We start from the raw sequence: 13,353 nt of genomic DNA, 5'->3' as shown, positions 1-13,353 counted from the left end.
GATTAGACCCGTGATGTGACAAGGTCAAGGCAGGCCATGCCGCCCGCAAAACAGGTCGACGGCAGGTGCTGTCAACGATGCAGAGAGATAGCGGACGGCACATTGCCGCCCGCTATCTTAGGGATACGTCTACCGGGACTTTGGCAGGATTTGATGCAGCACGATGGCCCAGACCGCACCGAAGGCGATTGATGAGCCGAGGATGTACTGCACGAGGTCAGGGAGCGTCTTGACGAAATCCGGCGGCGCCAGCGTGGCAAACAGCGCCATCAGGATCGGCAGACCGATGACCAGCATGTTCCGCTCGGTCAGGGGTGTACCGCGCACGACGCGGAAACCGTTCATGGCGATGACGACGCAGAGAACGCCGAAAACGCCGCCGATGACCGGCCCCGGTATCGAGGCGATGACCGCCGAAAGCTTGCCGATCAGGCCGAACAGGACCAGGAAGATGCCGGCCGCGGCAAAGGCGGCGCGGCTGGCAATACCGGTGATGGCAATGATGCCGGCATTGGACGAATAGCCTGTCACCGGCGTGCTGCACAGCAGCGCGCTGACCAGGCAGCCGAGGCCTTCCCCGGTGGCGCCCCGGTCGAGCTGCTCGTCCGACAGCGGCTTGTCGATGACGGCGCCAACGGCGAACCAGGTGCCGGTGGTTTCGGCAAGAACGACGATATAGACTATCAGCATCGTCAGTGTCGCAGACAGCGAGAACGTCACGTCGAGATTGAGGAAGGCGATTCGCGGCATGGAAAACCATGTCGCGTCCGCAACGCCCGCCATGTTCAACTGGCCCATGAAGGCGGCGGCCACGCTGCCTGCCACCAGGGCGATGATCACGGACAGCAGGCGCAGCCAGGCGCCCTTCGCGCCAAGTGCCATGCCGGTCAGCGTGCAGCCGACGAGGAAGGCAGCGGCGATAAAAGCGAGGACGATGTTGCCGCCGACCGTGGCGGTGCCGTGGACCGCGAACACGCTCTCCTTGAGCGCCACCGGCATCAAGGCGACGCCGACGACGATGATGATCGCACCGCCGACGATGGGCGGTACGAAGCGGTTGACGAGGCGATGGAAGATCCTTGTCGGCGACCCGAGCAGCATGACCAATATGGCACCCGGAATGAGCGCTCCGACCACGGCGGAAAGGCCGCCGATGCCGCCGCCCGCTCCGAAGGCGATGGCCAGCACCGCGCCGATGGGGACGAAGGATGGACCCTGCACGACCGGCAGTCGCATCAACAGCTGCGACTGGATCAGTGTGGCGATGCCTGCGGCGACGAATGCGGACTGGATAAAGGCGCCGGCATCGCCGACGCTGAAGGCGAGCACCGATGCGATGATAAACGGCACGATATAGACGTCCATCGCCAGTACGTGCTGGAGGCCGAGCAGCGCTGCCTTGCCCCATGGCAGCGGATCGTCCGGTTGGGCAATCAATGTGATCTCTGGTGCAACGCGTTCCATGTACCGTTCCCCTTCTGGCCCTCTGGAAATCTTCGCTCGATCATGGGATCAGTCGGTGCCGAAGGACAGCGGCGACAACATTTGCCAACTGTTTTTTTGTAGGCCAAGCAGATTGTTAGCCGAACCGGAACCGCACATGACGACAGAGCCCTTCACGCTGCTCGGCACCGCCTTCCATACGCCCCAACGCGGCAGGCTGGAGGTGCTGAAGGACCATCTGTTCAGCGTCGATGGGCAGGGGTGTATCGCGGAGATTCTGGCGCCTGGTCATCTGGAGTACCAAGCGAGGCAGAACGCTGCACGCCAGTCTGGCACGCTGGTTGAGCTTGCCGATGGACAGTTTCTGCTGCCTGGCCTGATCGACCTGCACATCCATGCGCCGCAATGGCCGCAGATGGGCAAGGCGCTGGATGTGCCGCTCGAAGTCTGGCTGCAGAAATACACCTTTCCGCTCGAAGCGCGCTACGCCGACGTCGACTATGCCCGCGAGGTCTATGCCGATCTGGTCGACAATCTGCTGGCCAACGGCACCACCACGGCGCTCTATTTCGCCACGGTCCATGTCGACGCGAGTCTGGTGCTTGCCGAGACCTGTCTTGAGAAGGGGCAGCGCGCGCTTGTCGGCAAGGTGGTGATGGACGATCCAGAGCAGTGCCCGCCCTTCTACCGCGACGCCGATGCGGCAAGCGCGGTGTCGGACACCAGACGGTTCATCGAGGCGGTCAAGGCGCTGGATCCGCGCGACAGGCCGCTCGTCCAGCCAGCGATCACACCGCGCTTCATCCCAAGCTGCACGGATGCGGCGCTGCAAGGACTGGGCGAACTGGCAACCGAATTCGGCTGCCACGTGCAGACGCATTGCTCGGAAAGCGACTGGGCAAAGCAGTTCGTCGAGACGCGCTTCGGCCGCACCGATGCGGCAAGCCTTGATGGTTTCGGCCTGCTCACCCGGCATACGATCCTGGCGCATTCGAATTTCATCGATGAGCAGGATATGGACCTCATAGAGGAGAGGGGCGCGGGTGTTGCCCACTGCCCGCTGTCCAATTTCTATTTCGCCAATGCCGCATTTCCGCTGCGCGCGGCACTTGACCGGCACATGCATGTCGGGCTCGGAACCGACATTTCCGGAGGCTACAGCCCGTCACTGTTCGACGGCTGCCGACATGCATTGTCAGCGTCGAGGACGCTGCAAAGCGGTGTGCATGCCGGCCTGCCGCCGGAGCAACGCGGTGCGCCCGGCGAACCCATCACGCACCAGGAGGCGTTCTGGCTGGCGACAGCCGGCGGTGCGGAAGCCCTTGATCTGCCGACGGGCAATTTTCGCGTCGGCTATGAGTTTGACGCGCTGCTGATCGACACGAGCGCCAGGGCCTCGAACATCCACATCGGCATGGCCGACGATACGCTTGAGGAGATATTCCAGAAGATCGTGCTCAACGCAGCGCGGGCCAACATCGCCACGGTCTGGGTGAGTGGCCGCAGGGTGGTCAGCCAATAGCCGATTTCTCGGCCGCCCGAAAAGAATCGCTGGTCACGCCGCCACGGCGGCGTGACCTTCGTCACATCACGTGTTGAACTTGAACAGCAGGATGTCGCCGTCCTGGACGACATATTCCTTGCCTTCGTCGCGCGCCTTACCGGCTTCCTTGGCCGCCACTTCGCCGCCCAGCGTGACGAAGTCGTTGTAGGCGATGGTCTGGGCGCGGATGAAGCCGCGCTCGAAATCGGTGTGGATGACACCGGCGGCCTGGGGGGCCTTGTCGCCCTTATGGATGGTCCAGGCACGCGTCTCCTTCGGCCCGACGGTAAAATAGGTGATGAGGTGCAACAGCTCGTAGCCGGCGCGGATCACCTTGTTCAGACCGGGCTCGTCGAGGCCGAGCGAGGACAGGAATTCCATCTCTTCCTCATCCGAGAGCTGGGCGACTTCGGCCTCGATCGCGGCCGAGATGACGACGGTGCTGGCGCCTTGCGCCGCGGCCATCTTTTCCACGGCCTTGGTGTGCTCGTTGCCGGTGGCGGCATCGGCCTCGGCGACATTGCAGACATAGAGCACGGGATGCGAGGTCAGAAGGTTCAAGCCCTGCAGGATGCGCAGGTCTTCGGCGGCAATGCCCTTGAGCAGGACGCGGGTCGGCTTGCCGGCTTGCAGCAGTTTGAGTGCGGCCTCCATCATCGGCAGCACTGACGTCGCTTCCTTGTCCTTGCTGCCGGCGCGCTTGCGGAATTGCACGATGCGGCGCTCGAGGCTGTCGAGGTCGGCGAGCATCAGCTCGGTTTCGACCGTCTCGGCGTCGGCAACAGGGTCGATGCGGCCCTCGACATGGGTGATGTCGTCATCCTCGAAGCAGCGCAGCACATGCACGATGGCGTCGACCTCGCGGATGTTGGCGAGGAACTGGTTGCCCAGCCCTTCGCCCTTCGAGGCGCCGCGCACCAGGCCGGCAATGTCGACGAAGGAGATGCGGGTCGGAATGATCTCCTTCGACTTGCCGATCGCCGCGATCTTCTGCAGGCGCGGATCGGGCACCGCCACCTCGCCGGTGTTCGGTTCGATGGTGCAGAACGGATAGTTGGCGGCCTGCGCCGCGGCCGTTCTGGTCAACGCGTTGAAAAGCGTCGACTTGCCGACGTTGGGCAAGCCAACGATGCCGCATTTGAAACCCATTTTTGTCCGGTCCTATCGGGAAAATAGAAATTTGATCAGGGCTATGGGCGATAGGGGTGATCAACGTCAAGCCCTGTGGCGCCGATCCCGCTCAGTCCTTGCCGCCGAAGAGTTTCTTCAGCATGGCGGCCATCGGGCCGGATTCCGGCAGCTTGGCTGGCACCTGCTGCGGCCGTGCCTGGCGGATGTGGCTCTGCTGCTTTGAGCCCTGCTGCTTCTGCGCCGGCTTTTCCGGTTCCGAGCCGGCCTTGCCCTGGACGGCGAGGCTGGCCTTGTTCATGAAGCCGGACTCGTCGCCCTTGGCGATCATGGCGGCGTTGTCGGCGATCGCGTCGAGCAGCGGTTCGAGCCATTCGCGGTCGGCCTTGTCGAAATCGCCGAGCACATGGTGCTGGACCATTTCCTTGACGCCGGGATGGCCGACGCCGATGCGTACGCGGCGATAGGCATTGCCGACATGGCCGTCGATCGAGCGGATGCCGTTGTGGCCGCCGGCGCCGCCGCCGGTCTTGATGCGCAGCTTGCCTTCGGCAAGGTCGATCTCGTCATAGAAGACGGTGAGTGCGGAAAGCTCGAGCTTGTAGAAGCGCAGCGCTTCACCGACCGACTGGCCGGACAGGTTCATGAAGGTCTGCGGCTTGATCAAGACGATCTTTTCGCCGCCGAGCGTGCCTTCTGAAATCAGGCCCTGGAACTTCTTCGACCAAGGCGAAAAGGAATGGCGGCGGGCGATTGCGTCCGCCGCCATGAAACCGACATTGTGCCGATTGCCGGCGTATTTCGCGCCCGGATTGCCGAGGCCTGCAAACAGCAGCATCGCCTGCTCCGGGCGGGAAAGAGTTACTTCTCTTCGGCGGCAGGAGCCGCTTCGGGTGCAGCCGCTTCAGCCGTCTCTTCCGTCTCCGGCTTCATCGCCGACGAACCGGCAATGGTCGCGATGGTGAAGTCGCGGTCGGAGATCACAGGCTTCACACCGGCCGGCAGCTTGACCGCCGAGATGTGGATCGAGTCGCCAATGTTGGCGCCGGTGAGATCGACGGTGATGAATTCCGGGATCGCATTGGCCGGGCAGTGGAACTCGACTTCGTGACGCACGATGTTGAGCACGCCGCCGCGCTTGATGCCGGGCGACTTGTCCTCGTTGATGAAGTGGACAGGCACGTCGACATTGACCTGGGTGTCCTTGCCGATGCGCAGGAAGTCGACATGGACAGGGAAATCCTTGACCGGGTCGAGCTGGAAGTCCTTCGGCAGGACCTGGATCTTCTTGCCGTCGACATCGATCGTGGCGATCGTGGTCAGGAACCCGCCGCCATGGATCTTGTAGTAGATGTCCTTGTAGGTGAGCGCGATAGCCAGGGGAGGCTGCTTGTCACCATAGATTACTGCAGGCACTTTACCGTTGCGGCGAACTGCACGGGCGGACCCCTTACCGACCTGTTCGCGTGCTTCGGCCTTGAGCTCGTAAGTGTCGTGGCTCATGGCATTTCCTTTCGGTTTGTTCTGGAGCGCTCACGGTTGGCAGAGTGCCTGGACCGTAAACGTCGAAAGCCGACATACTCACGCATGATCTGGTCCGAAAACCGGAATCCACTTTTCGGGATCATGCGGGAAGGCGGCCTTCCGCCGCGTTGCCTCCAAGGGTGTCTACGCGGGTGGCGGCTCTATAGCGGAAGGCGGCGGGAGGTGCAAGCCAAAGGCATGTCCGCCGGCGCGCAGCGCAGGCGGGCGCTATCCGCGCTTTTCGATGACGGCATAGAGCACGTTGCGGTTCTCACCGAAGAACACTTGCGCCTCGACGGTGTTGCGGTCGACGCTGGCATTGACGATGTTCCACATGTCGACCTCCGACCGCAGCAGCAACACCCAGTCCATGAACGTCTCCCGGTACCCGGCGTCAGGCGTGCCCTCGGCGTAGTTCGCAAACAGGAAGGTGCCGTTCGGCTTCAACATCTGCAGGCAGGTCTTCGTGAGTTTCACGGCGACGTTGTGGGCGAGGTAGTCGTAAAGGCCGGAGGCGTAGATGAAGTCGAATTTGCCGAGCTTGTGGCCCCGCGTGAGCACGGTTCGCACGGAGCCGTCGATGGCTTCGACCGCGGTGCCCTGGAAGTCGCGCGAGATCAGCCCAACGCTTTGGGGATCCTGGTCGAGGGCAACCCAGCGCTTGAGACGGCCCTCCGCCAAGGCGGCCGAACGATTGGCTTCCCGCAAATGGCCGGCCGCGATCGCCAGCACCTCGGTTTCTGGTCCATTCTTGGTTGCGATCTCATCGACGTATCGGGTCAAGAGATCGCGCCGCTCCCGTGCGGCGACGCATGACGGTACGTTCTGGGTATGGCTGTACAGGGCCTTGCCGATCTTCGAGGCGTTGGCCACGCTCTCTGCCACATGCGGGTCGCAATAGATGTAATCAAGCAACTGCGCGTCGCCGGAATAGCCCCTGGGCTTGGTGAAGGACCAGTGCGTCAGCGGATCCTCGAGAAAATACTTCAGGATCGGATGGCTCTGCGCGACCGGTATCAATGCATGCCAGACGTCGGGATGAACTTTGGAATGCAGGCCATTCAGGTAGGACAGCAAGCGACCGACGATCTCGGCCGGGTTCTTGTCCTGTTCGACCTGCTGCTGTGTCGCGTGGAGAATGAGGGCCAGCTCCGCGCGAGCGGTTTCGAACGCTTCGCCATGATGCTCGAGCTTTCCCCGAGGCAGCGTGCCGGCGAGCATCTCAGCAGTAATCAAGCTTTTGCCATCAAGAACGGTCTGCACGCCATCACTCCATAGTTAACAGTCGGTTAACTTATTGCGTAGAATGCTCCCTTTGCCAATGTCGTGCCGACGGCATTTTATCGTTATGATTAATTTCCCGCAAACCATGTTCCTCTTTAGACGGCTTTGGGCCCGAATTCCGGGTTCGAGTTAACGGAAACTTGTCTTGCGCGATTGCATTTGTTTGCCCGGCGTCGCAATCGCCGTCGCGTCCAAGGAGCCGGCCCGCGTGGGGGCAGAAGCTGGAAATGAGTTCGGAAAACAAAATCCCTTTCAAACGGGGTCTATTGTGATGAACGAACACCTGTCCTCCGTATTGGTCGATGCGGTTGATGCGGAACCGTACGAGCCGCGCTACGAACTCGGGGCCGACGAGCTTCGCACCCTTTACCGCACCGAAGCGCAGGCGACGCGAAGAGGAGAAGCCAGGCCAGGGCTTTGGATCGCGGTTGCGATCTATCTCCTGTTTTCGGCAACCGATCTGCTGCTGATCCCGGATGTGGCCGCTTATACGATCACGGCGCGCTTCGCGGTCGGCTTGAGCGCGCTTTTGATCCTGGAAGCACAGCTTCGCCGAGGCATCGGGACGGAATGGCTCGACGTGACTTGCGCCGGAGCCATCATCTTCGGCTATGTTGGTTGGTTGTGCCCAGCGGTTCTTGGCGCGGACAAGGAAAGCGTCTCCTATTATATGGTCTTCGGGACCATATTCATGATGAGCGCCAATCTTTTTTTCACCTTCAATTTCAAGCTTTCTATTGTAACCTCAGCGATAATTTTATGCATACTTTATGTCGTGAATTACTTCGTTCCTTCAACTCTCACATACAAGATGGTGTTTGGCGCTTTCTATATTTCTTGTTTCACGTTCACGTCCTATGTGAACTGGAAACTGAATGAAGAACGCTACAACGTCTTCCTGAACGCCCTGGAAGCCAAGCTCCAGCACCATGAGGCGACCGAACGCGGCAAGGCCCTGCTGAGATTGTCGCGAACCGATCCGCTGACGGGTCTGGAAAACCGGCGCGCGATCGACGAGAAGCTGCGGGACTACTGGAGTGATTGGCAAAAGGTCGGCACCAGCTTTGGGGCGATCCTCATCGACGTGGATTTTTTCAAGAAATTCAACGACTGCTACGGCCATCAGGAAGGCGACCGCTGCCTGATCCATGTCGCCAATGCGCTTAGCGAGATGATCAAACAGTACAATGGCTCCATAGGCCGCTACGGCGGCGAAGAGTTCATCGTCCTGGCGCGCATGGAGACAAAAGAGCAGATCCTGAATATCGCGGAAGCCATTTGCAGCACGGTGGAGAACCTGGCGCTTACCCACGAGCTGCGGCGTGACGGCGTCTCGATCGTAACGGTAAGCGTTGGCGCCGCATTCACCAGGACACAGACCGGGGCCAAGCTGGAGAAGATCATCCACGAGGCCGATCGCGCTCTCTATCTGGCAAAAGCCGGCGGCCGAAACTGTGCCCGGTTGTTCGATCCAACCGATCCGCAAAGCAGCGACGAGAGTGAGAACATTGCGGCGTTGCTGAAGATCGCGATCGGCCAGAATCTCGTTTCACTCGTTTACCAGCCCATCCAGGATGTCAAATCGGACCGGGTTGAAGCGGTAGAGGCTCTGATGCGCCTCAAGATGCTGGACGGCACATCGGTTCCGCCAAGCCTGTTCATTCCCGTCGCCGAACGAACCGGCGCGATCCTGGAACTCGGGCGCTGGGCGATAAGGACGGTGTGCGCCGAGCTCCTGGCGGACGACCACGTCCGTGTGGTCAGTGTCAACGTCTCCCCGATCCAGCTCAAGACACCGGGCTTCGCAACGTCCGTCGCGACCATTCTGGGCGAGACCGGCGTCGCCGGCAGCAGGCTGGCCTTCGAGATCACCGAAGGGCTGGAGATGGAGATGCATTCGGACATCCTGCGCTGCATCAGCGACCTGAAGCTGCTCGGGATCAAGATATGGCTTGATGACTTCGGGACCGGCTTTGCGGGCCTTTCGTGGCTTCGGCTGATCGATTTCGATACGGTGAAGATCGACCGCTCGTTTCTGCACGACTGCAGCTCCCCGAGCGGCAAGGCGATGCTGCAGGACATCATCACCCTGGTCCGAAATCGGGGCCACAAGATCCTGGTCGAAGGGGTGGAAACCGACGAGCAGATGACCTTGATGCGCGAATTCGGCATAGACAAGATCCAGGGCTTCCATGTCGGCCGCCCCGCTCCCGCCGTTAGTTTCCAGGCGAAGCGGGCCATGCGCAAACGGTCATTCGCCGTGCTTAAGTCCGCATGATTGCAGCCTCTTTCCGACGTTTGGCCTAGCCGCCGTCAAAAGCCGCGCTGATTGCAATCGACCCACGACAGGGCCAAGCTGCTACGCAGGGCTACCGGTCGCCGGTCAACGCGGCGCGCAGCGCCTGGATCTGCCGGTTCAAGGCATCGAGCTCGGCCAGCTTCATGCCCGAGCGCTCGATCAAGGTTTCGTTCAGGCAGTTGCATTGCACCAGCAGCCCGCGCCCGGCTGATGTCAGATCGACCTGCACCTGGCGTTCGTCGGTCTGGCTGCGCTGGCGTGTCACCAGCCCGGCCTGCTCCATTCGCTTCACCAGCGGAGTGACGGTGCTCGATTCCAGAGCGAGCCTGTGGGCGATGGTGCCGACCGACATGCCGTCAGCCTCTCCAAGTGCGTTCAGCACCAGGTACTGCGGATAGGTGATGCCCATCTCGTCCAGCATCGGCTTGTAGGTGCGGTTGATGGCCATGCTGGTGGCATAGAGCGTGAAACAGAGCTGATTGTCCAACGGGAGAGGCACGGCGCATTCCTTTTACCAATATGGGCATCAATTCGATACCACGAAAAATGATATCGCGATACATATTTTTGTGGACAAGGGTTTTGAGCTGCGTTAGCTATATCGCTATCGCGATATTGTTTATCGCGGAAATAACCAGAAGGAGATTGAGATGACCTCGCAAACCAAGCCCAGCTCCGGCAGCGGTACGATCACCACCAAGAACGGAACGCAGATTTACTACAAGGACTGGGGGACCGGGCAGCCTGTCGTCTTTCATCACGGCTGGCCGTTGAGCAGCGACGATTGGGATGCCCAGATGCTGTTCTTCCTGTCACAGGGCTACCGTGTCATTGCCCATGATCGCCGTGGACACGGCCGCTCGACCCAGACCGATACCGGCAACGAGATGGATACCTATGCCGCCGACGTCGCGGAACTCGCAGCCCATCTGGACCTCAAGAACGCCATCCATGTCGGCCACTCGACCGGCGGCGGCGAAGTGGCGCGCTATGTCGCCCAATATGGCGCCGGCGGCCGTGTCGCCAAGGCGGTGCTGATCGGCGCGGTGCCGCCGATCATGCTCAAGACCGCAGCCAATCCCGAAGGCTTGCCGATCGAGGTTTTCGATGGCTTCCGCTCCGCCCAGGCGGCAAACCGCGCCCAGTTCTTCCGCGACGTTCCATCAGGCCCATTCTACGGCTTCAATCGTCCGGGTGCAGAGGTGTCGCAAGGCGTCATCGACAATTGGTGGCGCCAAGGCATGATGGGCGGCACCAAGGCGCATTATGATTGCATCAAGGCCTTCTCGGAAACCGACTTCACCGAGGATCTGAAGGCGATCGACGTGCCGGTGCTGGTCATGCACGGCGACGACGATCAGATCGTTCCGATCGCCGATTCGGCGCTGCTGACGATCAAGCTGCTCAAGAAGGGCGAGCTCAAGGTCTACAAGGGCTTCCCGCACGGCATGGCCACGACCCATGCAGACATCATCAACGCCGACCTGCTGGCCTTCTTCAAGGCTTAAGGCCTTTTCCGAATGGCCCACAAAAATGCACCCGTCATCCGGCGGGTGCATTTTTGTGACAGCGGCAGACCCGCCTGATCTAGGCGGCCGCCTGCGCCTTGCGCGCTTCCTTCATATTCGGCAGGAACACGGTGAGCAGTCCAAGGAACGGCAAATACGAGCAGATCTGGAAGACGAAATCGATGCCCTTCATGTCGGCGACGACGCCGAGCACGGCCGCCGCAATGCCGCCCATGCCGAAGGCGAAGCCGAAGAAGATGCCGGCGATCATGCCGACGCGGCCCGGCACGAGCTCCTGTGCAAAGACGACGATGTTGGAGAAGGCCGAGGACAGGATCAGGCCGATCAGCACCGTCAGCACCATCGTCCATTCCAGATTGGCGTACGGCAGGGCGAGCGTGAAGGGCAGCACGCCGACGATGGAGAACCAGATCATCGCCTTCTGCCCATAGCGGTCGCCGAACGGGCCGCCGAGCAGGATGCCCAGCGCCGAGGCACCGAGGAACAGGAACAGCATGACTTGGCTCATCTGCACCGAAACGCCGAACTTATGCATGGAATAGAAGGTGTAGTAGCTGGCGAGGCTGGCGATGTAGGCATTCTTGCTCAGCACCAGCAGTGTCAGCACGATCAATGCATTCATCACCTTGCGGCGCGGGAAGGGCGAAACGAAGCTCGCCGCCTTGCGAGTGCCCTGCGCGGCACGCAGCCGGCTGTACCAGCCGCCGACCTGCCACAAGACGATGATGCCGATCAGCGAGCCGACGGCGAACCAGGAAATGCTGGTCTGGCCGAACGGCACGACGATGAAGGCCGCCAGCAGCGGCCCCATGGACTGGCCGAAATTGCCGCCCACCTGGAACAGCGACTGCGCCAGGCCGAAGCGGCCGCCGGAGGCGAAGCGGGCGATGCGCGAGGATTCCGGATGGAAGATCGCCGAGCCGATGCCGATCAGCGAGGCGCCCATCAGCAGCAGCGAATAGTGCCCGGCATAGGCGAGCACGATCAGGCCGATCAGTGACGACGCCATGCCGTAGGGCAGCGAATAGGGCATCGGCCGCTTGTCGGTGATCATGCCGATTACTGGCTGCAGCAGCGATGCCGTCACCTGGAAGGTGAAGGTCAACAAGCCGATCTGCCAGAAATCGAGGCCATAATTCTCTTTCAGGAGCGGGTAGATGGCCGACAGCAGCGACTGCATGATGTCGTTGATGCAGTGGCAGAAGCTCACCGCCAGGATGACGGTGAAGGCCGTCGCCTGGGCTGAGGCGTGACTGACGCTCGCCGGTGGGGCGACGCTGGCGGCTGTCGTATCGGTCAAGGTAGGCTCCGTGGTCTTTTTGGCGGGCGCACCCGCAGGCAGTTGACGGACGCTCCTGCGGCCGCCTTGTCGGACGCTCCTGTGGAGCGTCTGGGGACGGTGCGTTATAAGCCGCTTGCGACACGACTTCTTTCGTGGTTTGGTCCAATAGTTTCGCAAGTGGGCCATATCGGATGCCGCACGGCAAAGAAGTCTTTCACGCTGGCAATGCCAATCTCGGCCAGTTGCACGAGAGCCGCTGGCAGTGGCTTGAGCAAGTGGCCGGGCCGGCGGTGGCATTGCCGACCGAATATCCGGACGGCTACCGCGTGCCACAGCACCGCCACAGCCGCAGCCAGCTCTTGCATGCGCTTGTCGGCGTGGTGCTGGTGACGACGCGCTACGGGCGCTGGATGGTGCCGCCCGACCACGCGATGTGGATTCCAGCCGGCACCGAGCATGCCGTCGAGATGCTGGGCGATGTCTCGATGCGTTCGGTCTATGTCATGCCACAGGCGATCCCCGGGCTGCCCGAAGGCTTGCGCGTCGTCGGCGTCACCGACCTGATGCACAGCCTGATCGTGGAATCGGAAAAGCTGCCGCAAGGCGGCGTTCTGGAAGGACGCGGTGGGCTGATCATGAACCTTTTGCTGCACGAAATCCCGACCTTGCCGGAACGGCCTCTCGGGCTGCCATTCCCGTCCGATCCAAGGCTGTCGGCGCTGTGCCGGCGCTTCGTCGCAGCACCATCGCCGCACGCGACGATCGACGAGTGGGCCGATGCAGCCGGCATGAGCCGGCGTTCGTTCACGCGCGCCTTCCAGCGCCAGACCGGCCTGTCGCTGTCGACATGGCGCCAGCAGGCCTGCCTGTTCGCGGCGCTGCCCAGGCTGGCGGACGGCGAGCCGATCACCAGGGTGGCGCTTGATCTCGGCTATGACAGCGTGCCGGCCTTCATCACCATGTTCAAGCGCATGCTGGGAACCTCCCCGCGCGGCTATATGCGCGGCGCACGCGAGAGCGTCGAGGTCGCTCGTCGCCTGATCGGCCCGGTTCGGTTGGAAAGCTCTGCGCCGTAACGGCAGGTGCTGTTCTAGAGCATTTCACCGTTTCACGGAAACGGCGATCTGCTCTAACTCTTTGTTTTAACGCAATTCCAGACGGAAAACCGGGTAGTGTGCTGAGAGTTCTGCAAATTTCGCTGAGAGAGGGCGGTCATGGCAGGCTGGTGATGTTCAACGTCACCTGATTCCCGCGAAGGAACGCCACCATGACCAAGACAGAAGGTAAGACCGCCAGCGCTGCCGTCAAAGACATTCTGCTT

The 13,353-nt window shown here is 61.5% G+C and carries 11 protein-coding genes; 4 read left to right on the top strand and 7 right to left on the bottom strand.

Annotated features, from left to right (window positions below):
* Window positions 1-129: 129 nt before the first annotated feature.
* On the bottom strand, window positions 130-1,464 hold the full coding sequence (locus EOA16_RS09735; RefSeq protein ID WP_127257457.1) for a solute carrier family 23 protein: 1,335 nt from the start codon (window positions 1,462-1,464) through the stop codon (window positions 130-132).
* 136 nt (window positions 1,465-1,600) lie between these two features.
* Between EOA16_RS09735 and guaD the strand changes: the two genes are divergently transcribed.
* Window positions 1,601-2,965 (top strand): guanine deaminase, encoded by a 1,365-nt coding sequence (gene guaD / locus EOA16_RS09730; RefSeq protein ID WP_127257455.1) that lies wholly within the window; start codon window positions 1,601-1,603, stop codon window positions 2,963-2,965.
* 66 nt (window positions 2,966-3,031) lie between these two features.
* On the opposite strand, the gene ychF is transcribed toward guaD, so the two are convergent.
* The 4 genes from ychF to EOA16_RS09710 all read right to left on the bottom strand — a co-directional run bounded on the left by ychF (window position 3,032) and on the right by EOA16_RS09710 (window position 6,901).
* Window positions 3,032-4,135, bottom strand: coding sequence for a redox-regulated ATPase YchF (ychF, locus tag EOA16_RS09725; protein WP_127257454.1), 1,104 nt, complete (start codon window positions 4,133-4,135; stop codon window positions 3,032-3,034).
* Window positions 4,136-4,226: 91 nt separating this feature from the next.
* The gene (pth, locus tag EOA16_RS09720) at window positions 4,227-4,952 is read right to left on the bottom strand and encodes an aminoacyl-tRNA hydrolase (protein WP_127257452.1); all 726 of its coding nucleotides are present in this window, start codon (window positions 4,950-4,952) and stop codon (window positions 4,227-4,229) included.
* 23 nt (window positions 4,953-4,975) lie between these two features.
* Window positions 4,976-5,617 (bottom strand): 50S ribosomal protein L25/general stress protein Ctc, encoded by a 642-nt coding sequence (locus EOA16_RS09715; RefSeq protein ID WP_023809827.1) that lies wholly within the window; start codon window positions 5,615-5,617, stop codon window positions 4,976-4,978.
* 249 nt (window positions 5,618-5,866) lie between these two features.
* Entirely contained in the window at window positions 5,867-6,901 is a 1,035-nt protein-coding gene (locus tag EOA16_RS09710) for a class I SAM-dependent methyltransferase (protein WP_127257450.1), read from the bottom strand.
* A 292-nt stretch (window positions 6,902-7,193) separates the two neighbouring features.
* On the opposite strand from EOA16_RS09710, the gene EOA16_RS09705 reads away from it, so the two are divergent.
* On the top strand, window positions 7,194-9,200 hold the full coding sequence (locus EOA16_RS09705) for an EAL domain-containing protein (protein ID WP_127257646.1): 2,007 nt from the start codon (window positions 7,194-7,196) through the stop codon (window positions 9,198-9,200).
* A 91-nt stretch (window positions 9,201-9,291) separates the two neighbouring features.
* Here the strand turns inward: EOA16_RS09705 and EOA16_RS09700 are convergent, their stop codons facing one another.
* Window positions 9,292-9,720, bottom strand: coding sequence for a MarR family transcriptional regulator (locus EOA16_RS09700; RefSeq protein WP_127257449.1), 429 nt, complete (start codon window positions 9,718-9,720; stop codon window positions 9,292-9,294).
* A gap of 151 nt (window positions 9,721-9,871) precedes the next feature.
* On the opposite strand from EOA16_RS09700, the gene EOA16_RS09695 reads away from it, so the two are divergent.
* The gene (locus tag EOA16_RS09695) at window positions 9,872-10,729 is read left to right on the top strand and encodes an alpha/beta hydrolase (protein ID WP_127257447.1); all 858 of its coding nucleotides are present in this window, start codon (window positions 9,872-9,874) and stop codon (window positions 10,727-10,729) included.
* A 79-nt stretch (window positions 10,730-10,808) separates the two neighbouring features.
* Here the strand turns inward: EOA16_RS09695 and EOA16_RS09690 are convergent, their stop codons facing one another.
* Window positions 10,809-12,050 carry an MFS transporter gene (locus EOA16_RS09690; RefSeq protein ID WP_164754197.1) on the bottom strand — a complete coding sequence of 414 codons (1,242 nt, stop codon included), beginning with the start codon at window positions 12,048-12,050 and terminating at the stop codon, window positions 10,809-10,811.
* A gap of 173 nt (window positions 12,051-12,223) precedes the next feature.
* Here EOA16_RS09690 and EOA16_RS09685 point away from each other — a divergent pair, with 173 nt between their 5' ends.
* Entirely contained in the window at window positions 12,224-13,108 is an 885-nt protein-coding gene (locus EOA16_RS09685; protein WP_127257446.1) for a helix-turn-helix transcriptional regulator, read from the top strand.
* The last annotated feature ends 245 nt before the right edge of the window (window positions 13,109-13,353 follow it).

Source organism: Mesorhizobium sp. M7A.F.Ca.US.008.03.1.1, from assembly GCF_003997495.1.
GTDB lineage: Bacteria > Pseudomonadota > Alphaproteobacteria > Rhizobiales > Rhizobiaceae > Mesorhizobium.
Note: the sequence above shows the minus strand (reverse complement) of the source record. Positions and strands in the feature narration are given on the sequence as shown.